Origin of the sequence: Paraburkholderia domus (assembly GCF_905220705.1) — a bacterium.
Taxonomy (GTDB): domain Bacteria; phylum Pseudomonadota; class Gammaproteobacteria; order Burkholderiales; family Burkholderiaceae; genus Paraburkholderia; species Paraburkholderia domus.
On sequence record NZ_CAJNAT010000006.1, the window covers coordinates 81,263 to 104,266 of the forward strand.

A 23,004-nucleotide genomic window follows, 5' to 3' on the forward strand; every position below is an offset into this window, starting at 1 on the left:
CAAGTTTCAGTGGATAACTTTTTTGGCCGCCGATGTTCAGCGCGCGAGGTTAACTCGCTGTGCCTTGACGCAACGCGCGTAAGAGGAAGCGAGCAGGATCGATGTCTTCGGCCAAATCCCGTTCGAGCGGCCATGGTTCGCCTTCAATCTGCGAGGCGATCAACTCGGCTCCCAGCGCTGCCCATACCAGGCCACGCGAACCGAAAGCGAATGCGCCATACAAGCCGTCGACGCGTGGCAAATCGAGCGGCCATGCGCCACGTAGGCGTTGGGCGTCGCGCGTCGATGCGGCTTCGTCTGCGAAGTTGCCGATCATCGGCATCCGGTCGCTCGTGACGCAGCGAAACGCTACGCGCCCGGCGAGCGCCGCCGCCTGCGCCGAATCGACGATGCCGTCAAAAGCCGGCAGCATCTGCGCGACACGCTCGAGGTTTTCCAGATGGCCATCCGGCCGCAGCGAGGTGTCGGGGTCGTCGAGTTCGTAGGTGGCGCCGGTCAGCGTGACGCCGTTGGGAAGTGGGACGGCGTAACCAACGCCCATCACCGGCATCCCGAGCGGCGGCACAGTGCCCGGCGGCAGCAAAGTCAGCTGGCCGCGGATGCTGCGGGTTGGCGCGTGCTGCAAACCGGCGAGGCGTGCGGCGTCGTGTGCGCTCGCGACAATGACCACCGGCGCGCGCGCGATGGCCTGCCCTGCTGCGTCGAAGACGGTCCATTGATTGCCGGAGCGCTCGAGGCGCGCCACATCGACGCCGAAGCGGCGTTCGAGCAGCCCGCCCGCCGCTGCACACTGCGCGGCGCAAAGCGATGCCGGATCGATCCAGCCCCCATGCGGAAAAAACCAGCCGGTACGCGTGAGTGGCATACCGGCGAGCCTTTGTGCTTCGCTCAGCGAGACGGGCGTCACATATTCCGAGGGGTAACCGAACGCCGCGATTGCCTCGCTTATCGAGCGTGCTTCTTCGTCGTCCGAGGCGATCTGCAACAGCCCTGGCGCGCCGCGCAATGGATGGTGGCCAAGCCGCTCGAGCGCAGCCCAGTGTCTCAGCGTGTAGAGAAAGCCCGCACGCGTGACGCGCGAAGCAACGCTGTCGTCGCGCGAGATCATGGGATGAAACACGCCGGCCGGATTACCTGAGGCGTCCTGCGCCACCGATGCGTGGCGCTCCAACGACGTAACGCGCCAACCGCGCGAGGCCAGCCGTTCGATTGTCGCGCAGCCCGCGAGCCCGGTGCCGATCACGATCGCATGCCGTTCTTCGACCTCAAGCGGCGCGGGCGGCTCATAGCGGCGCACGCGCCAGCGTGGCGCGAAATGGCCAACCAGCATCGCGCGTTTCCAGCCGAAACCGTCAATTTTTTGGTACACAAAGCCGTTTTGCGTCAACGCGCGTTTGATGTCGCCGGCGCTGCTATAGGTCGAGAATGTGGCACCCTCACCGGCCAGCCGAGCGAGCGCTTTGAAGATCGCAGGCGTCCACATTTCCGGATTTCTGGCGGGCGCGAAGCCGTCGAGATAGAACGCATCGGCGCGCAACCTCAACGCCGGCAAGCTGTCCACGGCATCGGCAAACACGAGCGTCAGCGTGACCCGTCCGCCCTCGAATTCGAGCCGGTGCGTGCCGGGGACGAGTATCGGCCATTCAGCGGCCAGCGTTTCTGCCAGCGCGGCAATTTCCGGATCTGAAATCGTTGCCGCATTGACGCTGCGTAAATCGGCTTGAGTAAACGGATGCTTCTCGGTCGAGACGAAGTGCAACCGCTCGCAGCGCGCCGGATCGGCGCGCCAGGCGGCCCAGGTTGTCAGGAAGTTGATGCCCATGCCGAAGCCGGTTTCGAGCACAGTGAAGACGCGGCGGCGTTGCCATCGCTCCGGCAGCGCATTGCCGCGGAGGAACACGTATTCAGCCTGCTCGAGACCGCCGACGGCACTGTGATAGATGTCGTCGTAGAGCGGCGAAAAAAGTGTGCCGTTGTCGCGAAACGCGAGGACGGCGGGGATTAGCGGATCGGTCATGCGCGGCGATAAATAACGCTCGAAAGAGCGAATCAGACGTTACCGCCAGCGCGCGCAGCTCGCCGGGCGGCGAAAAAGACGCGCGGCAACGTTGGCAAAAACCAACGCTAAGCCCCGTCCCTACTGGGTTTCAGCCTTCAATTGAGGCTCGCGAAGAGGAAAAAGAAGGGTTTCCCTCTATATCTGCCCCCGGAACCGCTTAATTCTTCGAAACCCTTATCCTGATTGGGTTTGCGCTGCGCTATCATAGCAAGCGCCGCGAAGGGAGCGGCAGCACGGCCGACGGGCAGTCAACTGCCCGGCGCTATGTCCGGAGGGGATCCGGCGCCGCAGCTGCTCGACGGCGCGGCCCGCGCACGTATAATCGGCGCGTTCGCGCTGTTCGTGTCAACCTAAACTCAGAAAGGAACCTTAATGAACAAACAGGAACTGATCGACGCCGTCGCAGGACAGACCGGCGCCAGCAAGGCTCAAACCGGTGAGACGCTGGACACGTTGCTTGAAGTGATCAAGAAGTCTGTGTCGAAGGGTGACGCGGTCCAGTTGATCGGCTTCGGCAGCTTCGGTTCGGGCAAGCGCGCAGCACGTACGGGTCGTAACCCCAAGACCGGCGAAACTATCAAGATCCCGGCCGCCAAGACCGTCAAGTTCACGGCTGGTAAGGCGTTCAAGGACGCAGTCAACAAGCGCTAAGCAGATTACTGCCTGGCAGTTGACACCCGCCAACGGCGGGTTTTTTTTCGCCTGCGATTTTTGTTCTGGCCGCGACGAGCGTCGCAGCCAAACCATCAGCGCCAGGCGGAAAGGCCGCTCAGTCGTGGCGATGCACGATTTCACCGTGGCCATGGTCGTCGTGGTCGTGACCATGATGATCGTGGTCATGGTCGTCTTCGTCGAAGTCCCATGCCGGGAACGGATCGGCGAATTGTTGCCACGCTTGCGGGCCCGCCGCATATTCCTCATCGGTCACGAGGCACGCGTCGAACTTCGCTTGCCAGACAACCGGGTCGATGCCGACGCCGATCATCACCAGTTCCTGGCGACGATCGCCGATGCTCAGGTCGTCCGGATCGCCGTACCAGTCGGCGGCGATTTCGGCGGCCAGCTCATCATCGCCGTCCGGCCATTCACTGCGATCCTGAGCGGCCCACCACATGCCCGCCGGACCGTGCCGGCAAGCGCCGCCCGCCTGTGACAGCGAACCGGCGATGTCGTTACGCGTTGCCAGCCAGAAGAAACCCTTGCTGCGCAAGACGCCCTTCCACTCCTGATGCAGCAGTGCCCACAGGCGCTCAGGGTGAAACGGCCGCCGCGCACGGTAAATGAAATTGCCGATGCCGAATTCGTCCGCTTCGCCGTGATGGGCATGACCGTGTTCATGTTGGTGATTAAGCGACGCGAGCCAGCCCGGTGCGCTCGACGCCTCGTCGAAATCGAAACGCCCGGTATTCAGCACTTCGGCAAGCGGCACCTCGCCAAAACGGCTCAACACTTGCACTGCACGCGGATTGATGCGGGCGAGGATGCGCTGCAAACGCGTGAGTTCATCGGTGCTCACCAGATCGGCCTTGTTCACCACCAGTACGTCGCAGAATTCGATCTGCTCGATCAGCAATTCGACCAGCGTCCGATCGTCCTCCTCGGTGGCGGCGATGCCCCGTTCGGAGAGCGCGTCGGCCGAACCATAGTCGCGCAGGAAGTTGAACGCATCGACCACCGTCACCATCGTATCGAGCCGGGCGACGTCGGACAGCGACGCGCCGTCGTCGTCGACGAAGGTGAACGTTTCGGCAATCGGCATCGGTTCGGCCACCCCGGTCGACTCGATCAGGATCGCGTCGAAGCGCTTTTCGCCCGCAAGCCGCTTGATCTCGATCAACAAGTCGTCGCGCAACGTGCAGCAGATGCAACCGTTCGACAATTCGACGAGCTGCTCTTCGACATGCGAGAGCGCCGCGGCATCGCGCACGAGGGTTGCGTCGATATTGATCGCGGCCAGATCGTTGACGATCACGGCGACGCGCAAACCGGCACGATTCGCGAGGATATGGTTCAGGAGCGTGGTCTTGCCGGCGCCCAGAAAACCGGAGAGCACGGTGACGGGCAGTAGCGGCTGGTTCATCGCAGTACGGAAAGACAAGAGGATTGGAAAGCGCGCCGGGCTTGGGGTCGCATGACCCCGGGACCAGAAGATGGCCGAATGCCGACGGCAGCACGAAGCCGCATTGTGCATCAAAACGGGTGATGGCCGGGCGACGGGCCGGATCGGGAAGCGCGGGAGTCGGTGCGTGAGCTTAGTGCGCAGCCGGCATCAGATTCCACTTGCGCAGGATCGCGGCGATCTGCATCGCGTACTTATCACGCAGCGCCGGTGTCTCGGAGTGATATGCGCCGACCGCTTGCCAGGTATTGCCGTACTTGTTCATCTGGCGGCGCAGATGCCACGCCGCGATATAGACGTTCTTGCAGGGCTCCATCAGCGTGCCTTGCGAGATGCCGTATTGCGCGAGTACCGGCAGATGGACCGAGTTGATCTGCATGACGCCGTAGTCGGTCGAGCCGTTGGCGTTCTTATGCAACGCGTCTGGACGATTGTGTGACTCTTGCCACGCAATTGCGCGCAGAATCAAGGGGTTGACCTTCTGATACTTCGCCGCTTCGTCAAAGCAATCGGCGCGCGCGGACCCTGCTGCGATCAGCACGGCAAGTCCTGCGGCGGCGGTGACGAAGGTTCGTTTCATCGGTCAAGACGACTAAACAAATCGCAAGGGTAAGGTTTGGTAAGCCAATGCATCGGCCATAGTTCAGTCCCTGGAAGCCGGTGAGGCTCACTGGCTGGGCCTTTGTCGGGCATCGGGGAAAACCCGTGTTCGTAAGTCGCTTCCGGCACCTCGAACGGCTCGTATCATACCGGCAGACCTACATGCGTCAAGTTGGCTAACCGACATAGTCACGCGGAAAACGAAGCGCTTCTGTGGTTCCGCGCACAGAAGCTTATTTGCTTTCAATTACTTGACAGTTTGTGACGGTCTTTAGAGTAATCGCACCGGGCCGTTTGTTTTGTGACAAATCCGACATGAAAAACTGTTACTGTTCATTTTTTTCGGACATTGGATGGTCGGCATCCGCGGCGTTGATCGCCTGTGAGGCCGGCTGGCAGACCGACAGGGCGGCGGCCTGCTCAAATGTTCGCACTGCATGACCGTCGGCGGCTACGGCCGTCGGCATCGATCCCACATTCCATGAGAAGAAATCGTATGGCATTGCGTCGCGTCGCAACGGCGCTGCTGGTGGCTGGATTGATCACCGCGCAGACAGCACAGGCTCAGGTGACACTCAACTTCGTGAACGCCGATATCGACCAGGTGGCCAAGGCGATCGGCGCCGCAACCGGCAAAACGATCATCGTCGACCCGCGTGTGAAGGGTCAACTGAACCTCGTGTCGGAAAATGCGGTGCCTGAAGATCAGGCACTCAAGACCTTGCAGTCCGCTTTGCGGATGCAGGGTTTCGCGCTGGTGCAGGATCACGGCGTGCTGAAAGTCGTGCCCGAGGCCGATGCCAAGCTGCAAGGCGTGCCGACCTACGTCGGCAATACGCCGGTTGCGCGTGGCGATCAGGTGGTCACCCAGGTTTTTGTGCTGAAGAATGAATCGGCCAATAATCTGCTGCCGGTCTTGCGTCCGCTGATCTCGCCGAACAATACCGTGGCGGCCTACCCGGCCAACAACACGATTGTCGTGACCGATTACGCCGACAACGTGCGGCGTATCGCGCAGATCATCGCGGGTGTCGATACGGCCGCGGGCCAGTCGGTGTCGGTGGTGCCGCTGAAGAACGCGAATGCGATTGATATCGCCCAGCAACTGACCAAGATGCTTGACCCGGGGTCGATCGGCAGTACCGACGCGACGCTGAAGGTGTCGGTCACCGCGGATCCGCGTACCAACTCGTTGCTGATTCGTGCGTCGAACGTCGCGCGTCTGGCGGCGGCAAAGCAGTTGGCGAAGGAGCTCGACGCACCGACCACCATACCCGGCAACATGCACGTCGTGGCGCTGCGCAACGCGGACGCGACGAAGCTCGCGAAGACCCTGCGCGGGATGCTCGGCAAAGGCAGTGACACAGGCTCGTCGGGCGGCTCGAGCGAAGCGAATTCGTTCAACCAGAACGGCGGTGGAGGTGGTGGGTTGGGTAGCAATTCGACGGGCGCGTCGGGTACGCCGCCGCTGCCGTCGGGTGGACTCGGAAGCAGCTCGACGGCGTCGCCGATGGGCGGCAGCGGGGGAGGATACGGCTCGAACAGCGGTTCCGGCGACCAGATCGGCAGCGACAAGAGCAAGAGCGACGACAATCAGCCAGGCGGCATGATCCAGGCGGACGCTGCCACCAACTCACTGATCATCACGGCGGCCGAGCCGGTGTACCGCAACCTGCGGGCGGTGATCGACCAGCTCGATGCGCGGCGCGCACAGGTCTATATCGAGGCGCTGATCGTCGAGTTGAACTCCACTACGAACGCGAATCTCGGCATTCAGTGGCAGGTGGCAAACGGTTCGGTCTTTGCCGGCACCAACCTCTCGACCGGCTCCAGCAACAGCATCATCAATCTGACCGCGGCGGCGGCGGTGACGGCGACGAACCCTGTGGGTCTGGCGGGAGCGCTCACGGGTCTCCAGCAGGGGCTCAACGTCGGCTGGGTGCACAACATTTTCGGTGTGCAGGGACTCGGCGCGCTGTTGCAGGCGTTGTCGCAGACCGCCGACGCGAACGTGCTGTCAACACCTAACCTCATCACGCTCGACAACGAGGAAGCCAAGATCGTTGTCGGTACGAACGTGCCGATCCAGACCGGCTCGTATTCGAACCTCACGAGCGCCACTGCGACCTCGGCGTTCAATACCTACGACCGCGTCGACGTGGGTCTGACGCTGCACATCAAACCGCAGATCACCGACGGTGGGATTCTCAAGCTGCAGCTCTACACGGAAGACTCGGCGATCGTGAACGGCACGACCAACGCGACGACCAACCCGGCCGGCCCGGAGTTCACCAAGCGTTCGATCCAGTCGACGGTGCTTGCCGACAACGGCGAGATCATCGTGCTGGGCGGCCTGATGCAGGACAACTACCAGGTCAGCAACAGCAAGGTGCCGCTGCTGGGCGATATTCCGTGGCTCGGCCAGTTGTTTCGCTCGGAACAAAAGACCCGCCAGAAGACCAACCTGATGGTGTTCCTGCGCCCCGTGATCATCACCGATCGCGATACCGCACAGGCCGTGACGTCGAACCGTTACGACTACGTGCAGGGCGTGACGGGCGCGTACAAGTCGGACAACAATCTGATCAAGGACAAGGACGATCCGGTGGTTCCGCCGATGCCGCTCGGCCCGAGCCAGGGTGGTTCGCCGGCGATGAATCTGTTCAATCTCGACCAGATGCGCCGTCAGCAGATGGCGCCGCCGCAGAGTGGCTCTCCTGTTCCGGTCACGAACGGTGGCGCTGTGCAGACGAACCCTGCTGGACAGTCGAACCCGGTCACGAACGGCGGCGCTGTGCAGACAAATCCCGCTGTGCAGACAAACCCGGTACCGGTGGGGCCATCCACCGCATCACCTGGAGTGCAGCCGTGAGCACGCCGTCCACGCCGCCGTCAGTTTCAGGATCGTCGGCAGCGGCGCAAGCCTCGGCGATTCCGCCTGCAGTCGTGACGGAACATGCCGAGCGCAGCGCGCCGTCGGCGGTCGCCGCGAGGCTCGTGCCCTACGGCTTCGCCCGCAGCGGCCAGATTCTGGTCGCACATCAGCACGCCGACGGTCTCGAAGTCTGGATCAGCGAACGCACCAGCGATGCTGCGCTGGCCGAGGTCGCGCGTAACTTCGGCGCGTTGTCCGTTGTCCGTTTGCCCGCCGACGAACTCGCGCAGGCGATCAACCAGGCGTATGCGCGTCAGGACGGCAGCGCGGCGCAAGTGGTCGGCGAGGTGGAAGGCGAAGTCGATCTGTCGCGATTGATGCAGGACATCCCCGAGGTCGAGGATCTGCTCGAATCGGAAGACGACGCGCCGATCATCCGCATGATCAACGCGCTGCTTACGCAAGCGGCGCGTGAACAGGCCTCGGATATTCACATTGAGCCGTTCGAGACGTCTTCTGTGGTGCGCTTCCGTGTCGACGGCACGCTGCGCGATGTGGTGCGGCCGAAGAAGGCGTTGCACGGCGCGCTGATCTCGCGGATCAAGATCATGGCGCAGCTCGACATTGCCGAGAAGCGCCTGCCGCAAGACGGCCGTATCACGCTGCGTGTCGGCGGACGTCCGGTCGACGTGCGTGTCTCGACGCTGCCCACCGGTCACGGCGAGCGCGCGGTGCTGCGTCTGCTGGAAAAGGACGCATCGCGCCTGAATCTCGAAGCGCTCGGCATGGCGCCCGACACGCTCGTCAAATTCGACAAGCTGATCGGCAAACCGCACGGCATCGTGCTGGTAACAGGCCCGACCGGCTCGGGTAAGACGACCACGCTGTATGCGTCGATGTCGCGGCTCGAAACCGCGACGACCAACATTATGACGGTCGAAGATCCGATCGAATACGACCTCTCCGGCATCGGCCAGACACAGGTCAACGAGCGGATCGGCATGACCTTCGCGCGGGCGCTGCGTTCGATTCTGCGGCAGGACCCGGACGTCATCATGATCGGTGAAATCCGTGATCTGGAAACCGCGCAGATCGCGGTGCAGGCATCGCTCACCGGTCACCTTGTGTTGGCGACGTTGCACACGAACGACGCGGCGTCCGCCGTCACGCGTTTGACCGACATGGGTGTTGAGCCGTATCTGCTGGCGTCGTCGCTGCTCGGTGTGCTGGCGCAGCGGCTGGTGCGGCGGCTGTGCCCGGTGTGCCGCGAAGAGCGCGTCGAAGAGGATGGCAGCGTGCGCTGGCATCCGGTCGGCTGCGACAGGTGCGGCCAGTCCGGCTATGCGGGCCGGCGCGGCGTATACGAACTGCTTTTGATCGACGACGAAATCCGCGCGCTGGTTCACCGCAATGCATCCGATGCGGAAATTCTTGCTTCGGGCCGTGCGCAAGGCATGCGTACGCTGCGCGAAGACGCGGACCGCTGGCTCGCATCCGGGCTGACGTCGCTCGAAGAAGTGATCCGTGTAACGGGCGGAGCATAAGCGCATGCCGGCATTTCGTTTCGAAGCGATCGACGCGGCGGGCAAAGCGCAAAAAGGCGTGCTCGACGCGGACAGCGCGCGCGGCGCGCGGACCAATCTGCGTTCGCAAGGACTGACGCCACTCGTCGTCGAACCGGCTGCGACGCGCACACGCGGCGAGCGCAATCAACGCCTGTCGATGGGACGGCGTTTGTCGCAGCGCGAGCAGGCGATTCTCACGCGGCAACTGGCCAGCCTGCTAATCGCCGGCTTGCCGCTCGACGAAGCGCTTTCGGTGCTGACCGAGCAATCGGAGCGCGACTACATTCGCGAGCTGATGGCGTCGATTCGCGCCGAAGTGCTTGGCGGCCATTCGCTCGCGAATGCGTTGACGCAACATCCTAAAGACTTCCCCGAGATCTATCGCGCGCTGGTGGCTGCCGGTGAACATACCGGCAAGCTCGGTCTCGTGCTCTCGCGTCTGGCTGATTACATCGAGCAACGCAACGCGCTCAAGCAGAAGATCGTGCTCGCGTTCACCTACCCGGCGATCGTGACGCTCATCGCCTTCGGCATCGTCACGTTTCTATTGAGCTACGTGGTGCCGCAAGTGGTGAACGTGTTCGCCAGCACCAAACAGCAGCTGCCGATTCTCACCATCATGATGATGGCGCTGTCCGGTTTCGTGCGGCACTGGTGGTGGGCGATGCTGCTCGGCGTGGCCGTGCTGGTGTATCTGGTGCGCTCGATCCTGAAGCAGCCCGGCCCGCGCCTCGCCTTCGACCGCTGGCTGTTGACCGCCCCGCTGCTTGGCAAACTCGTGCGTGGCTACAACACGGTCCGCTTTGCCAGCACGCTAGGCATTCTGACGGCAGCAGGCGTGCCGATTCTGCGCGCGCTGCAAGCCGCCGCCGAGACGCTCAGCAACAACGCGATGCGCGAGAACATCGACGATGCGATCGTGCGTGTGCGCGAAGGCACGTCCTTGTCGCGCGCGCTCGGCAATACGAAGACATTTCCGCCGGTGCTGGTTCACCTGATCCGTTCGGGTGAAGCGACCGGCGACGTGACGACCATGCTCGACCGCGCAGCTGACGGCGAAGCACGCGAGCTGGAGCGTCGCACGATGTTCCTGACGAGCCTGCTCGAGCCGTTGCTGATTCTGGCGATGGGAGGGGTGGTGCTGGTGATCGTGCTGGCGGTGATGCTGCCGATCATCGAGTTGAACAACCTGGTGCAGTAAAGCGGAGAGGTTTTTCGATTGCGCGGCTGCGGCGGTTAATGTGGGAGCCGCTGTGGGAGCCGCCGCGGCCGTTACGCAATCAGCTGACGCGAGGGAGAACGCCTGGGTCAGCGTACGTAGATCGTGGGACCTGCCGGATTGGCTGGCAGGAACACTTCGGAATGCGCGCCATTGCGGTCGATGATGATCGAGCGGGCGCGGACTTCGGAGAGCTTGGCGCCTTGCATGAGCGCGCTGCCGAGCGATACCGCATGCGGCGGTTCGCCGCCGACGCTGACGATGGCTGCGGCCCCTTCCCGCAAAGCAAGGATGCCGAACAGATGCACGTCCTGGTTGGCGCTGCGGGTGAGCTGCCCGCCGAACAGCGTGGCGGCCTGTTCGGTCGAGACCTGCGCGTGCGCGGCGGCAGCGGGCAACGGCGCGCCCGACGTCGTGGAGATCGTGATGACCCAGTAGGTCAGCGTCGCGCAGAATACGGCGAACAGCGCGAGCGACAGAAGGCGGATTTGGATGGCGTTCATGCGCATATTGTACGGACTATTGTGAAAATTGCGTTGTGGGAAAGTGCCCCTAACTTGGCGCTTCGCACCAGGTTCCCCCGAGGGGAGGCGAGAAACTTGGGGTGGCCCGGCGTTTTCTCGCAACCCTTCAACTGCATGACATTAAAATGACCGGCCGGGCGCGTTCAATGGCACCGTGATTGCCTGCCGCGCACATCCCGCCCGATCGAAATTTCACCTGAAAAGAGGTAGCAACTTATGCAACTGTCGACCACTCGCCGTACCGAAATCGCGGGTCCGCGCAGCCGTCGTCAACGCGGTTTCACGCTGATTGAAATCATGGTCGTGATCGCGATTCTGGGCATTCTGGCGGCGTTGATCGTGCCGAAAATCATGAGTCGTCCGGACGAAGCGCGGCGCGTGGCCGCCAAGCAGGACATTGGCACCGTGATGCAGGCGCTGAAACTCTACCGTCTCGACAACGGCCGTTATCCGACTCAGGAGCAAGGCCTGCGCGCGCTGATCGAAAAGCCGAGCACAGACCCCGTGCCGAATAACTGGAAGGACGGCGGCTACCTCGAACGTCTGCCGAACGATCCGTGGGGCAATACCTATCAGTATCTGAACCCGGGCGTGCATGGCGAAATCGACGTATTCAGTTACGGCGCGGACGGCAAACCGGGCGGCGAAGGCAACGACGCCGACATAGGTTCGTGGCAGTAGTCCGGTAGTTCAATGGTTTATTGAGCGCAGTTGATTGTCAGGCGCGCCGGATCGCCCTGCTCTTTGGCGATCCACCGCGCGTTTTATCGACGCATTGTTTTTCTGATCTTTAGTTGATCGTTCGTGGCCGGCACTATGCGACTGTCCGCTTGCAAGTCCTCTGTGGACACTTCGTGTACGGCATCACTGCCGGGCACGGCGTGCGTCGGCGCGCGCGTGCACGGCCCGCGTGGCGCACGCCGTTTCAGCGCAGGCGGCCCGAAGCGTGCGGCAGGTTTCACGCTGCTGGAAATGATGGTGGTGCTGGTCATCGCGGGCATTCTGGTATCGCTGACCGCGCTGACGATGACGCGCAACCCGCGCACCGATCTGAACGAAGAAGCGCAGCGTCTCGCGCTGCTGTTCGAGTCGGCCGGCGACGAAGCCCAGGTGCGCGCACGGCCGATCGCGTGGCAGCCGCTCGATGGCGGTTTCCGCTTCGATCAACGTACCGAAGACGGCTGGCGTCCGCTGCGTGACGACCTGCTCGGGCCGCGCAACTGGGAAGGTGGTGTGACCGGCGTAACGATCAGCTACCCAGGGTCGGATTCGCACCCGAGCCGTGTCGTGTTCGGCACCGAAGCGATCGACGTGCCCGTGCAGATCACGCTGTTTTCGGCGGCGGGGCGCGCGACGATCGTCGGCACCGGCAACGGCCGCTATGAGGTGCACTGAGATGCGTCGTTGCAGGGACATGGGAGCGCGCGTATCGCAGTGTGATTCGCAGCGCGGGTTTACGATGATCGAAGTGCTGGTGGCGCTGGCGATCATCGCGATTGCGTTGGCGGCATCGTTGCGCGCGGTCGGGAGTCTGGCGAGCGGCGAAGCCGATCTGCATCAACGGCTATTGGCGGGATGGAGTGCGGACAATACGTTGGCGCAATTGCATTTGACGCATGGCTGGCCAAACGTCGGCTCGACGAGTTTTGACTGTTCGCAGGGCAATTTGCAGCTGATTTGCACCGAGCATGTGACGGCGACGCCGAATCCGGTGTTTCGTCGAGTGGAAGTGATGGTGACGATGCCGGGGCGTTCCGGCAATCTTGCCCAGATGGTGACGGTGGTCGCGAATGAAAACAACCGTTCCCTCTAAGCGCCGCGGCCGATCGGGCGCGCGTGGTTTCACGCTGATCGAGTTGCTGGTTGCGATTGCGATCATGGCGGTGATTGCCGTGTTGTCGTGGCGCGGCTTGGACCAGATCATTCGTGGCCGGCAGACGATTACGAACGCGATGGAAGACGAGCGCGTTTTTGCGCAGTTGTTCGACCAGATGCGAATCGATGCGCGGCAGGCCGCGTCGGATGATGAGTCAGGACAGGCGGCCGTGTCGGTGTCAGGCAGCGTGTTGCAGATCGTGCGCGAGATGGTGCTGCCGGGCACGGCACCGCGTTTGCAGGTGGTGAGGTATCGCGTGTCTGAGGGGCGCGTGGTCCGGTACGCATCGCCGCCGTTGGGGAATGTGGGCGAGCTGCGGCGCGCGCTGCGCGGTGGCGAGGGAGAGGGCTGGACGGCGGTACCGCTGATGGGGGGCGTCGGTGCTATTTCTGCTCGCCTTTATGTGCCCAAGGTTGGCTGGACCACCCAGATGAAGGATGTGCAGAGTGCTATTACGGAGAACGACAATAATTTGAAGGTGCCCCAGTTGGGGAATGCGCCGCTGCCGCGGTCGGTGACTGGGCTGGAAGTGAGTGTTGGGGCTAAGTCGTTGGCGCAGCCTGTTACGCGGGTTTTTCTCGTCGGAGAATGAGATGAAGGTTTTTTTGTTGTCTCCGCGACGCTCTGGGTCTTCGGTGTTTTTATTGTCTTCGCGACGCGCTGTGTCTGTGCGCCTGCGGCGGTGGCTTTCGTTCTGTTCTTTGCCTGTTCGGCGTTTTTTTCTGTGCGCTTATGGGGTTGGCCTTTCCTTGTTTTGTTATCGGTCTATTGGCGTCGCCCCTGTGCGGGGCGGGCACCTACTTTTCTTTGCCGCCGCAAAGAAAAGTAGGCAAAAGAAAGCGGCTCAAACCGCTAATGCTAAGCGGGTCCCCCGCGCAGCTAACGGCAGTGGTGCATCTGGAATCCGTGCCCTCGCACATTCAGCTTTCGTGACAAGGCAGTCATCCGTTCCGGTGAGCGCGCAGCGCGAGGCGGGAAGTATGACTGCCTTGTCACTCCGGGTTGAGGGTACGGGGGCACAGATTCCAGATGTACCACTACCCCCTCCAAGCCAGGGGACCCGCTTAAGAGCTAGCGGTTTGAGCTGCTTTCTTTTGCCTACTTTTCTTTGCAGCAGGCAAAGAAAAGTAGGTGCCCCCCCGCACAGGGGGAACGCCAATAGACCGATAAGAAAACAAGGAAAGGCCAACGCCGTAAGCGCACAGGCAGGAAAGCTGCCGCGGCCAGTACAAGGAAAGGCCAGCCCCGCAGGCACACAGGCAAAAAGGCAGCCGCAGGCAAAACAACAAGGCGTAGCAATCATCAGCGCCCTACTAGTAGTCGCGCTATCAGCGATCTTAGTATCGGGCATGCTCTGGCGCCAGCAAGTCCAAATCCGAAGGATAGAAAACCAGCGCCTCCTATCCCAGGCGCTATGGGTCTCACGAGGCGCACTGGACTGGACGCGCCTGATCCTCCGCTCGGAGGGCGACACCTCGGCAGGCATCACCTACCTAGGTGGCTTATGGGGCGTCCCCATCGCCAAAACGCGCCTGTCGGATTTCCTCGGGCAAATAGGTGAAGTCAGAGCCGAGCAAGGCCAGGAAACCTATCTCTCAGGTTCAATCGAAGACGCCCAGGCAAAATTCAACCTCCGCAACCTGGTCTCGAGCCCAGCGCCCGGCGTCATGCAGCTGGACACGGAGCAGATCGGCGCCTATCAGCGTCTGCTCGTATCCCTGGGTGTGAACAGCCAACTGGCGAAAGCCACCGCCCTGCAGGTACGCGCAAGTCTCGCTCAATCGGCGACACGTTTTCAGCAGGTCACGTCCACCGCCGGGACAACGACGGCCCCGGTCACCGCGGGCGGCGGCGCCACCGGCGGCAGCTTCACCGACAAACCCGGTATGGAAGACGGCGACGACAACGCGGCGGTCGCGCCGCTGCAAATGATCAGCGTCGATTCGCTGCTCGATATCCCCGGCTATACGCCGGAAATGGTCGCGCGCTTGCGGCCGTTCGTCACCGTGCTGCCGACGGTATCGGCAGTCAACATGAATACGGCCTCCGCCGAAGTGATCGCGGCGATCGTGCCGGGGATGAGTCTGTCCTCCGCGCAAGCCTTCGTCGCGCGTCGGCAGACAGTGTTTTTCCATAACGTCAGCGATGTGCAACTCGCCTTGCGCGGCGCGGGCGTACAGACGGTCGAGATCGATCCGGGCGAAATGGACGTCAACTCGAACTACTTTCTGATCCACGGCCGCGTGCAGCACGAACGCGCGGAAGTGGACCGCACGACCCTCGTCTATCGCGACGCATTGACTCACACTACGCGTATCGTGCGGATACAAGACCAATTATGAATAACGCCTTTCCCAGAGAGAGTGGCCTTTGAGCACGCTGATCGTCCTATTGCCGCCGCGTGACCCGGCGGTGCCGTCGCAGGAATGGCAACTGCCGGACTTGCCGTTCCTGTTGCTCGACAAATCGGGCCGCACCCAACGCGCAGGCCGCTCGGCGCTTGCGCTGCTGCCGCGCGCTTCGTCGACGGTGCTGATGGTCGCCGCCCGCGACCTGCTGATGATGCCCGCCAAGCTGCCGCCATTGCGCGGTCCGAGGTTGCGTCAGGCATTGCCGAATATCGTCGAGGATCAGTTGATCCAGGACCCGCAAACCTGCCACATCGCCGTCGACCCGCAACCGGTGGCCGGCGGCCGGCAGTTGCTCGCGATCATCGACCGCGGCTGGTTCCGCTTTATCTGCGAGGGCTTTGCCGCAGCCGGCCACCGCAGCTTGCGCGCCGTGCCGGTCACGCGTTGCCTGCCGCAAGCAGTCGCGCTCGATACACCCGCCGAAGTTGCGGAAATGGTCAACGCGGGTGAGCCGGTCATAGCGGGCTCGGCGAGCGTCGCGACGTCGTTGCCAGGCGTGGCGCCGATTGTCGCGCCGGGCGTCGCGTCGGCGGTGCCGATGGTGGCAGCCGTGCTCGGTGCCGTCGTCCAGACCGCGCCCGCATTGCTGCTCGAAGGCGCGATCGAAAGCGCGATGAGCAACGGTGCGCCACGCGTCGAACTGGCTATCGCGCGCGGCGTGCAAGGCGAAGGGCTGGCGGTGCCGGCTAGCGCCGTGAACGCGACGCTCAGCGCGCTCGCCGGCGCCGCGCCGGTCTCGCTGTACATGCTGACCGAGGTGCCGGGCAACGAGCCGAGTCTCGCAGCAACCAGCCCGGCAAAGCTGGCTGCCTACGTGCACGGGGCGAGCCCGTTGCCGTTCGAACAACTCGCGCGCCGCGCGCTGACGTGCCGCTTCGACCTGTGTCAGTTCGAGTTCGCCTCGCAGCCGTGGCGGCTCGACCGCGCGACGCTGCGGCGTCTGCGCCTGCCGGTCATGCTGGCGGTCGGCGCGCTGGTGATCGCGATTGTCGGCGCGAATGTGCAATGGTTGATGCTCTCGCGCCAACGCGACGCGATCAACACGCAGATGACCGAGCAGCTCCTCAACGCCTTCCCCAAGACGACGGTCGTGCTGGATGCGCCCGATCAGATGTCGCGCCAGTTGCAGCAGTTGCGCGTGGCGGCGGGCGAATTGTCGCCAGACGATTTTCTATCGCTCGCCGATGGCCTGGCGCGTTCGTTGGCGCCGGTGCCGGTCAACGGCATCGCCGCGCTTGATTATCACGATCGGCGGCTCGATGTGACCTTCAAGCCCGAAGTGAAACTCGATGCCGATTTCACCAAGCGCCTCGCGCGCAACGGCCTGACCGGCGCGATCGACAGCAACACCGGCAAGTGGACCATCAGGAACGGACAATGAAAGCTGAACTCGCCCAAAGCTGGGCTGGATTCTGGGACCAGCGCACCGAGCGCGAAAAAACGCTGCTGACATGGGGCGGCGGGGTGCTGGCCGTGGTGATCGCGTGGTCGGTGCTGTGGGCGCCGGCCCAAGACGGCCGCGCGCGTCTGCATGAATCGCTGCCCACCTTGCAGCGTCAGTTGGCACAGATGACCGCGCAGTCGAATGAAGCGCGCCAGCTCTCCGCGGCGGCTCAAGGTGTCGCGCCGACCGGCGCTGCGCTAAAGGACGCGCTCACCGCCTCGCTCAGCGATCACGGTCTTGCCGCGACCCAGGTGCAGGTGATCGGTAACGCCGTGCAGATCCAGATGAAGAACGTGTCGTTCCCCCTGTGGACGAGCTGGGTCGACGACGCGCGCAAGCAGTTCAAGGTGCAGGTCGCCGAGGCGCACGTGACTGCGCTCAAGGAAGACGGCCAGGTGGATCTGACGGCATCGTTGCAGCCGTCTACCGCGAAATGACCGCGCCGTTACAGGATCTCGCATGACTTACTGGATGCGGCGCCTACGCGTCGCGCTACCCTGGCTGGTGGTCGCCGTGCTGGCGAGCGCGGCCGTGATGCTCGCGTTGTTGCCGGCCGCCTGGATCACGCCGCAGTTCGCCAAACAGACCCGTGGTCACGTCAATCTCGTCGACCCGGCCGGCTCGCTGTGGCACGGCTCGGCCACGCTGATGCTCGCCGCCGGTTCCGACATGAGCGCGGCGACCCTGCTGCCGGGGCGCATCGAATGGCACACCGCTTTCTGGCCGCTCTTCACCGGCCGTGTGCGGATGATCATGCGGCACAGCGAAGCAATGCCCGACCCGATCACCGTCGACGCGACCCTGCGCAGCGCGACCGTCACGCCGGGCGCGATGGCGGTGCCGGCTTCGCTGCTGAGCGGCCTCGGCGCGCCGTTCAATACGCTCGATCTGCAAGGTGACGTGCGCCTGGCATGGTCGGATTGGCGCAGCTTCAATCAGGAAGCCTTCGGCCAGCTGACTGTGACCCTGAACGACGTCAGTTCTCGCGTCTCGCTGGTCAAGCCGCTGGGTTCTTATCGGCTGCTGTTCCAGGCGCAGGGTGCGTCGTCCACGCTGGATCTGACGACGCTCAAGGGGCCGCTGATGCTGACCGGCAACGGCAGCGTGTCGTCAGCCTCGACATCGTTTCATGGGACGGCCAGCTCCGCCCCGGAAGCGCGCGACAACCTCGCGGGACTCCTGAATCTGTTGGGCCGGCCAAGCGGACCGGATACGGTCGCGCTGACGTTCGCACACTAAGGTTCGTTCATTGAGGCGCGGGTTGTAAAAAAAGAGGCATGGCCGCATTGCGCGGCCATGCCTCTTTTGCTTTCCTTTGGCGAATCGCGCGCCTAGTTGCTCTGCGCCGGTTGCGGCGTGGCCCCGCTTTGCGCCACAGGCGTCGCCGACGCTGCCGGCAGCGGCGCGGGCGCCGCCATGTCGCCCGTTTCGCGGTTCATTTGCGACGCATCCCAGCCGCCGCCGAGTGCCTTCACCAGACCCACCGACGACACCATCCGCTGCCCTGCGAGGCTCTCCAGCTTTTGCTCAGCCAGGAAAGCCGTGGTTTGCGCGGTCAGCACGTTGACGTAGCCGACAGTGCCCGCCTTGTACTCGTTCGTGACGATGGCAAGCGCCTGACGCGCTGAATCCACTGCTTGCCGCTGCACGACGATCTCCTGTTCGAGGATGCGCTGCGAGGCAAGATTGTCCTCGACGTCCTGGAACGCAGCCAGAATCGTTTGACGGTAGGTGGCGACGTCCTGATCGTAGGCAGCGCGAGCGGCTTCGGTCTTGGCCTCGCGCAAGCCGGCGTCGAAGATCGTGCCGGCGAGTTGCGGGCCGAGTGTCCAGAACCGCGACGGCAAGGTCAGCAGCTGCGAGAACACCGAATTCTGGAACCCGCCGGTGGCCGACAGCGTGAGCGACGGGAAGAACGCCGCGATCGCGACGCCGATCTGTTCGTTCGCCGCTGCCGCCTTGCGCTCGGCTGACGCGATATCCGGACGCCGCTCGAGCAGCGCCGACGGCATCTGCGCGGGCACGGCAGGCGGCGTGGCGGCCAACGGCATTGGGGGAATCGAGAAGGTCGAGGCCGGTTCGCCGACGAGGACGGCGATCGCATGTTCGTCCTGAGCGCGCTGCACGCCATTGTCGATCGCGGCGGCTTGTGCCGATTGCAACTGCGTTTGCGCCTGAATCACGTCGGAGCGCGCGGCGACGCCTGCCGCGTACTGGTTCTGCGTGAGCTGCAGCGAGCGCTGATAGGCCGCGACGGTGTCGTCCAGCAGCTTCTGCGTGGAGTCGAGCGAGCGCAGTGAGAAATAGGTTTGCGCGAGCGTGGCCTGGGCGGAGAGCCGCGCGTTCGCCAGATCGGCAGCGGCGCCCTGCTGGCCGGCTTTCTGCGAATTCACCGAGCGTGTGACCGAACCCCACAGGTCCGGCTCCCAACTTGCGTCGAGTTGCACGTTGTAGCTGTTGCTGATGCCGGAGCGGCTCGAGGTGGTAGTCGAGTTGCTACTGGACGACGCGCCATAGCCGGAACGCGTAACGCCCGCCGATGCACCGACGGTCGGGAAATACGCCGCGCGCGCCTCGCCGACCAGCGCGCGAGCCTGCCGGTAGGCGGCGGCAAATTGGGCGATGGTCTGGTTCGACGCGTTCAGCTTGTCTTCGAGCGCGTTGAGTTGCGGGTCCTGGTAGATGGTCCACCAGTCGCCGCGGTCTTGCTGATCGGCCGGCTGGGCGACTTTCCAGCCAGGCGCGGCTTCCTTGTAGGAAGCGGGAATCTCGGCTGCGGGCCGTTTGTAGTCAGGGCCGACCGCGCAACTGGCCAGCAAGGTGGCGAGGGCCGCCGCCACGGCGATAGTCAGGGCGCGCGGCGCGAGCGCCCGCGCGCGCGCGATTCGTTCAAACTGCATGCAATGGATTCCTTCTGGACGCCGCAGTGCGGCCAATGGCGGCACTCCTGGCCGGGCGAGATCATGGCTCTGCCGGAATGTTAGCGTATGGACCGCTTGGACGCGGGAAACTGAAAGGGTAATGCGGGGGGAGGCGGAGGTGTGTTACTTAGGGCGGCGGAATGGTTACGCGCTGTTACCGGCTTCATTGCCTGTGGCGACGCAAAACGCCGCGCAGGCAACGAACGCCGGTGCTGTGCGAGGGAATTAAACCCGCGAATCCGAGGACGTAGTCTGCCGACAGGCCAGCTTGCCAGCCGCAGCCCGGCACGGCGCACCTGAGCGCGCCTGGCAAGCGCTCCCTGGGTTTGCGTCAGTGACTGTAGCGGCACTGGCCACTGCCATAGCGGACCCCGCCAATTTCACGGGGGCGGCCTTAACCCCCTTCTGCCCTCGCCGATGTTCCACCCATGCAAACACCGCGACCCCCACCGATCCACCGGGCAGCACGAACAGCACGGCGAACAACGCGAGTTTCCACCAGCGATGCGGCCCTTGAAAGCTGTTCAGCGCGGAATCGGTCAGGGAGCGGCTCAGGCCGCCAAGGGTGTTTTTGAGGTACAGCATCGGGAAAATCCTTTTCGCACGGCGCCATTGCGACGTGCAGACAATCGGTCAGAACATGGTCTCGGGTGGCGCGGGTCGCGCGTAACTCGTTGCCTACAATAATATTGACTATGCAATTAAATTTCAAGATACTTTGGCACGCGCGCAGTCGCGGTGTTGTTTTTGCGCTGTTCGCGCTACGCGAAATGGAGTTTGACTTGTCTGCCTAGGCAGCTAGAATCCATTCTGCTTGACGATGTTCCCGGATACACGATGACTGAAGGCCCTTACAACGCGGACGAGATTCACCTCGAATCGAGTCTTGGCTATTACCTGACGAAAGCGCGAAACGTGCTTGTCGAGCGGATGGACCGTGCGGTCAAACCGTTAGGACTGACCGCCCAGCAGATTGGCGTGATTCTGGTGTTGTCGGCACAACGTGCGAGCACGCCGTTCGAGTTGTCGCGCGTCATGTCATACGACAGCGGATCGATGACGCGCCTGCTCGATCGCCTTGAAAAGAAAGGCTTTATAGTGCGCACGCGCAGCGACGCCGACCGTCGGATGGTCAAGCTGCAACTGACGCCGCAGGGCCACGAAGCCGCGCAGCAATTGCCCAGTCTGGGCGCCGTCGTGCTGAATGAGCAATTGCGCGGATTTTCTGCCGCGGACCACGCCGCCTTGCTCGACCTGCTCGGCCGTTTCATTGCAAACGGCATCGGCGAGGGAGCAAGCGCGTGTTGCGGCCTCGGGCCCCCGCAGGAATCGCTGGAAGACTCACCCGAAGTGCCGCCGCCAGATCACGGCGAGCAGTAACCAGGAGGCGTTTTTAGAAGCGCCGTTGTTTGAAAATGTCTGTCTGGGCAGAGGGTGATCCGGCATGTAAGAGCGCCATTTGGAGGGTGCGATAAAGCTGCCGCGACAAGCTTTCCCAGCTGAGGAGAAACACACATGGCTGCCACGGCTCCCGCCGAAGCCCCACCTGCCGCCGGACTGGCCCCGCTCAAAGGCGGGGCGCTGGCATTGCTCACCGTCGGCCTCGCGCTCGGCACGTTCATGGAAGTGCTCGACACATCGATCGCGAACGTCGCTGTGCCGACCATTTCCGGCAGCCTCGGCGTGGCGACCAGTCAGGGCACCTGGGTCATCTCATCGTATTCGGTAGCTTCGGCTATTGCGGTGCCGCTGACCGGGTGGCTTGCGCGGCGCGTCGGCGAAGTGCGGTTGTTCACGCTGTCCGTTCTACTGTTCACGATCGCCTCGGCGCTGTGCGGCTTCGCGCACAACTTCGAGTCGCTGATCGCGTTCCGGCTCCTGCAAGGGCTCGTTTCCGGACCGATGGTTCCGCTCTCGCAGACGATTCTGATGCGCTCGTACCCACCGGAGAAGCGCGGGCTCGCGCTTGGCCTCTGGGCGATGACTGTGATTTGCGCGCCGATTTTCGGACCCGTGATGGGCGGCTATATCACGGACAACTACACGTGGCCGTGGATCTTCTATATCAACGTACCGATCGGGGTGTTCTCAGCGGTGTGCGCGTTTCTGCTGCTGCGCGGCCGCGAGACCAAGGTCACCAAACAGCGTATCGACGCGGTCGGACTCACGTTGCTTGTGATCGGCGTGTCGTGCCTGCAGATGGTTCTAGACCTCGGCAAGGATCGCGACTGGTTCAACTCAACGTTTATCGTCGTGCTGGCGATCATCGCGGTTGTGTCGATTGCGTTCATGCTGGCGTGGGAGACGACGGAGAAGGAGCCCGTTGTCGATCTCTCGCTATTCAAGGATCGGAACTTCGCGCTTGGCGTGGTGATTATTTCGTTCGGGTTTATGGCGTTCTTCGGGTCGGTGGTGATTTTCCCGCTCTGGCTGCAAACAGTGATGGGTTACACCGCTGGGCTCGCCGGTTTGGCGACGGCACCGGTCGGTATTCTTGCGCTGTTTTTGTCGCCGATGATCGGCAAGAACATGCATCGGCTAAACCTTCGCGTAGTGGCGAGTTTTGCGTTCATCGTGTTTGCGTTTGTGTCGTTCTGGAACTCGACTTTTACGCTCGATGTGCCGTTCAATCATGTGATCTGGCCGCGGTTGGTGCAAGGGATTGGGGTCGCCTGTTTCTTTGTGCCGATGACGACTATCACGCTGTCCAGCGTGTCGGATGAGCGGCTCGCCAGTGCTTCCGGGTTGTCGAACTTTTTTCGGACTCTGTCCGGGGCTATTGGGACGGCTATTAGTACGACTTACTGGGAGAACGACACGATTTACCATCATGCGATGTTGACCGATTCGGTGAACGTCTATGCGGCTAATACCAATGCTTATACCAATGCGTTGGCCGGGCTTGGGCTCTCTGGGGATAGCCTCACCGCTCAGTTGAATCAGGTCGTTACGGCGCAGGCTTATATGATGGCCACTAATGATTTTTTCCGCATCTCTTGTGCGGCGTTTCTTGTGTTGGCTGTGCTTGTTTGGGTTACTAAACCCAGGAAGGGGGTTGGGGCTTCTATGGGGCATTGAGGTTTGGGTTTTTGCCTGCTCGGCGCTTTTGTCTGTTTGCCTGTGGCGTTGGCCTTTCCTTGTTTTCTTAGTGGTCTATTAGCGTCGCCCCTGTGCGGGGCGGGCACCTACTTTTCTTTGCATGCCGCAAAGAAAAGTAGGCAAAAGAAAGCGGGTCACACCGCCAATTCTTAAGCGGGTCCCCCGCACAGTTGCGGTAGTGGTGCATCTGGAATCTGTGTTCTCGCACATTCGGCGTCAGTGACACAGCAGTCATTCTTCCGGCGGCGCTGCGCGCGCCGACGCGTCGTTCTTAAAAACGGTCGCGGCGTTT

The 23,004-nt window shown here is 62.8% G+C and carries 21 protein-coding genes; 14 read left to right on the forward strand and 7 right to left on the reverse strand.

Going from position 1 to position 23,004, the window contains the following annotated elements:
- Positions 1–49: 49 nt before the first annotated feature.
- Entirely contained in the window at positions 50–2,017 is a 1,968-nt protein-coding gene (gene mnmC, locus KHO31_RS13720) for a bifunctional tRNA (5-methylaminomethyl-2-thiouridine)(34)-methyltransferase MnmD/FAD-dependent 5-carboxymethylaminomethyl-2-thiouridine(34) oxidoreductase MnmC (protein WP_211623554.1), read from the reverse strand.
- A 414-nt stretch (positions 2,018–2,431) separates the two neighbouring features.
- Here mnmC and KHO31_RS13725 point away from each other — a divergent pair, with 414 nt between their 5' ends.
- The gene (locus KHO31_RS13725; protein WP_006050811.1) at positions 2,432–2,710 is read left to right on the forward strand and encodes an HU family DNA-binding protein; all 279 of its coding nucleotides are present in this window, start codon (positions 2,432–2,434) and stop codon (positions 2,708–2,710) included.
- A gap of 118 nt (positions 2,711–2,828) precedes the next feature.
- Here KHO31_RS13725 and KHO31_RS13730 read toward each other — a convergent pair whose 3' ends face one another.
- The 3 genes from KHO31_RS13730 to KHO31_RS13740 all read right to left on the reverse strand — a co-directional run bounded on the left by KHO31_RS13730 (position 2,829) and on the right by KHO31_RS13740 (position 5,281).
- Positions 2,829–4,139: a GTP-binding protein gene (locus tag KHO31_RS13730; RefSeq protein ID WP_211623556.1), complete on the reverse strand. Its 1,311-nt coding sequence runs from the start codon at positions 4,137–4,139 to the stop codon at positions 2,829–2,831.
- A 172-nt stretch (positions 4,140–4,311) separates the two neighbouring features.
- Positions 4,312–4,758: a lytic transglycosylase domain-containing protein gene (locus KHO31_RS13735; protein ID WP_201071588.1), complete on the reverse strand. Its 447-nt coding sequence runs from the start codon at positions 4,756–4,758 to the stop codon at positions 4,312–4,314.
- Between the two features lie 346 nt (positions 4,759–5,104).
- A complete protein-coding gene (locus KHO31_RS13740) occupies positions 5,105–5,281 on the reverse strand; it encodes a hypothetical protein (protein ID WP_201071590.1) in 177 nt (58 codons plus the stop codon).
- On the opposite strand from KHO31_RS13740, the gene gspD reads away from it, so the two are divergent.
- Genes gspD through gspF form a run of 3 tightly spaced genes read left to right on the forward strand, consistent with a single transcriptional unit; the run spans position 5,275 to position 10,419 of the window.
- Positions 5,275–7,650, forward strand: a complete 2,376-nt coding sequence (gene gspD / locus KHO31_RS13745) for a type II secretion system secretin GspD (protein WP_211623558.1) — start codon at positions 5,275–5,277, stop codon at positions 7,648–7,650. The two genes, KHO31_RS13740 and gspD, sit on opposite strands and share 7 nt — an antisense overlap.
- Positions 7,647–9,197: a type II secretion system ATPase GspE gene (gspE, locus tag KHO31_RS13750; RefSeq protein WP_321207296.1), complete on the forward strand. Its 1,551-nt coding sequence runs from the start codon at positions 7,647–7,649 to the stop codon at positions 9,195–9,197. The genes gspD and gspE overlap by 4 nt, the downstream gene beginning before the upstream one ends.
- 4 nt (positions 9,198–9,201) lie before the next feature.
- Positions 9,202–10,419, forward strand: a complete 1,218-nt coding sequence (gspF, locus tag KHO31_RS13755; protein ID WP_201071605.1) for a type II secretion system inner membrane protein GspF — start codon at positions 9,202–9,204, stop codon at positions 10,417–10,419.
- A gap of 107 nt (positions 10,420–10,526) precedes the next feature.
- On the opposite strand, the gene KHO31_RS13760 is transcribed toward gspF, so the two are convergent.
- On the reverse strand, positions 10,527–10,940 hold the full coding sequence (locus tag KHO31_RS13760; protein WP_201071607.1) for a type II secretion system protein N: 414 nt from the start codon (positions 10,938–10,940) through the stop codon (positions 10,527–10,529).
- 237 nt (positions 10,941–11,177) lie between these two features.
- On the opposite strand from KHO31_RS13760, the gene gspG reads away from it, so the two are divergent.
- The 8 genes from gspG (at position 11,178) to KHO31_RS13800 (ending at position 17,931) form a co-directional block, all read left to right on the forward strand.
- A complete protein-coding gene (gene gspG / locus KHO31_RS13765) occupies positions 11,178–11,642 on the forward strand; it encodes a type II secretion system major pseudopilin GspG (protein WP_201071610.1) in 465 nt (154 codons plus the stop codon).
- A 135-nt stretch (positions 11,643–11,777) separates the two neighbouring features.
- The gene (locus KHO31_RS13770; protein ID WP_201138674.1) at positions 11,778–12,356 is read left to right on the forward strand and encodes a GspH/FimT family pseudopilin; all 579 of its coding nucleotides are present in this window, start codon (positions 11,778–11,780) and stop codon (positions 12,354–12,356) included.
- 1 nt (position 12,357) lies between these two features.
- The gene (gspI, locus tag KHO31_RS13775) at positions 12,358–12,774 is read left to right on the forward strand and encodes a type II secretion system minor pseudopilin GspI (protein ID WP_407945935.1); all 417 of its coding nucleotides are present in this window, start codon (positions 12,358–12,360) and stop codon (positions 12,772–12,774) included.
- Positions 12,752–13,429 (forward strand): PulJ/GspJ family protein, encoded by a 678-nt coding sequence (locus KHO31_RS13780; RefSeq protein WP_211623560.1) that lies wholly within the window; start codon positions 12,752–12,754, stop codon positions 13,427–13,429. Before gspI ends, KHO31_RS13780 begins: the two co-directional genes overlap by 23 nt.
- Positions 13,430–14,135: 706 nt before the next feature.
- Entirely contained in the window at positions 14,136–15,179 is a 1,044-nt protein-coding gene (gene gspK / locus KHO31_RS13785; RefSeq protein ID WP_407945936.1) for a type II secretion system minor pseudopilin GspK, read from the forward strand.
- A 28-nt stretch (positions 15,180–15,207) separates the two neighbouring features.
- On the forward strand, positions 15,208–16,629 hold the full coding sequence (gene gspL / locus KHO31_RS13790) for a type II secretion system protein GspL (RefSeq protein ID WP_201071621.1): 1,422 nt from the start codon (positions 15,208–15,210) through the stop codon (positions 16,627–16,629).
- Positions 16,626–17,129, forward strand: a complete 504-nt coding sequence (locus KHO31_RS13795; protein WP_201071623.1) for a type II secretion system protein M — start codon at positions 16,626–16,628, stop codon at positions 17,127–17,129. The genes gspL and KHO31_RS13795 overlap by 4 nt, the downstream gene beginning before the upstream one ends.
- Before the next feature lie 22 nt (positions 17,130–17,151).
- Positions 17,152–17,931 carry a type II secretion system protein N gene (locus KHO31_RS13800; protein WP_201071625.1) on the forward strand — a complete coding sequence of 260 codons (780 nt, stop codon included), beginning with the start codon at positions 17,152–17,154 and terminating at the stop codon, positions 17,929–17,931.
- A 92-nt stretch (positions 17,932–18,023) separates the two neighbouring features.
- Here the strand turns inward: KHO31_RS13800 and KHO31_RS13805 are convergent, their stop codons facing one another.
- The gene (locus KHO31_RS13805) at positions 18,024–19,592 is read right to left on the reverse strand and encodes an efflux transporter outer membrane subunit (protein WP_201138671.1); all 1,569 of its coding nucleotides are present in this window, start codon (positions 19,590–19,592) and stop codon (positions 18,024–18,026) included.
- A gap of 246 nt (positions 19,593–19,838) precedes the next feature.
- Positions 19,839–20,198 (reverse strand): hypothetical protein, encoded by a 360-nt coding sequence (locus KHO31_RS13810; RefSeq protein ID WP_201071631.1) that lies wholly within the window; start codon positions 20,196–20,198, stop codon positions 19,839–19,841.
- A gap of 252 nt (positions 20,199–20,450) precedes the next feature.
- On the opposite strand from KHO31_RS13810, the gene KHO31_RS13815 reads away from it, so the two are divergent.
- Positions 20,451–20,993, forward strand: a complete 543-nt coding sequence (locus KHO31_RS13815; RefSeq protein WP_201071634.1) for a MarR family winged helix-turn-helix transcriptional regulator — start codon at positions 20,451–20,453, stop codon at positions 20,991–20,993.
- 135 nt (positions 20,994–21,128) lie between these two features.
- Positions 21,129–22,691 (forward strand): DHA2 family efflux MFS transporter permease subunit, encoded by a 1,563-nt coding sequence (locus KHO31_RS13820; RefSeq protein WP_201071637.1) that lies wholly within the window; start codon positions 21,129–21,131, stop codon positions 22,689–22,691.
- Positions 22,692–23,004: the final 313 nt, after the last annotated feature.

Coding starts and splice junctions, on each gene's coding strand:
- mnmC (WP_211623554.1), bottom strand. CDS start 2,017: ATGACCGATCCGCTAATCCCCGCCGTCCTCGCGTTTCGCGACAACGGC.
- KHO31_RS13725 (WP_006050811.1), top strand. CDS start 2,432: ATGAACAAACAGGAACTGATCGACGCCGTCGCAGGACAGACCGGCGCC.
- KHO31_RS13730 (WP_211623556.1), bottom strand. CDS start 4,139: ATGAACCAGCCGCTACTGCCCGTCACCGTGCTCTCCGGTTTTCTGGGC.
- KHO31_RS13735 (WP_201071588.1), bottom strand. CDS start 4,758: ATGAAACGAACCTTCGTCACCGCCGCCGCAGGACTTGCCGTGCTGATC.
- gspD (WP_211623558.1), top strand. CDS start 5,275: ATGGCATTGCGTCGCGTCGCAACGGCGCTGCTGGTGGCTGGATTGATC.
- KHO31_RS13740 (WP_201071590.1), bottom strand. CDS start 5,281: ATGCCATACGATTTCTTCTCATGGAATGTGGGATCGATGCCGACGGCC.
- gspF (WP_201071605.1), top strand. CDS start 9,202: ATGCCGGCATTTCGTTTCGAAGCGATCGACGCGGCGGGCAAAGCGCAA.
- KHO31_RS13760 (WP_201071607.1), bottom strand. CDS start 10,940: ATGAACGCCATCCAAATCCGCCTTCTGTCGCTCGCGCTGTTCGCCGTA.
- gspG (WP_201071610.1), top strand. CDS start 11,178: ATGCAACTGTCGACCACTCGCCGTACCGAAATCGCGGGTCCGCGCAGC.
- KHO31_RS13770 (WP_201138674.1), top strand. CDS start 11,778: ATGCGACTGTCCGCTTGCAAGTCCTCTGTGGACACTTCGTGTACGGCA.
- gspI (WP_407945935.1), top strand. CDS start 12,358: ATGCGTCGTTGCAGGGACATGGGAGCGCGCGTATCGCAGTGTGATTCG.
- KHO31_RS13780 (WP_211623560.1), top strand. CDS start 12,752: ATGAAAACAACCGTTCCCTCTAAGCGCCGCGGCCGATCGGGCGCGCGT.
- KHO31_RS13795 (WP_201071623.1), top strand. CDS start 16,626: ATGAAAGCTGAACTCGCCCAAAGCTGGGCTGGATTCTGGGACCAGCGC.
- KHO31_RS13800 (WP_201071625.1), top strand. CDS start 17,152: ATGACTTACTGGATGCGGCGCCTACGCGTCGCGCTACCCTGGCTGGTG.
- KHO31_RS13805 (WP_201138671.1), bottom strand. CDS start 19,592: ATGCAGTTTGAACGAATCGCGCGCGCGCGGGCGCTCGCGCCGCGCGCC.
- KHO31_RS13810 (WP_201071631.1), bottom strand. CDS start 20,198: ATGCTGTACCTCAAAAACACCCTTGGCGGCCTGAGCCGCTCCCTGACC.
- KHO31_RS13815 (WP_201071634.1), top strand. CDS start 20,451: ATGACTGAAGGCCCTTACAACGCGGACGAGATTCACCTCGAATCGAGT.
- KHO31_RS13820 (WP_201071637.1), top strand. CDS start 21,129: ATGGCTGCCACGGCTCCCGCCGAAGCCCCACCTGCCGCCGGACTGGCC.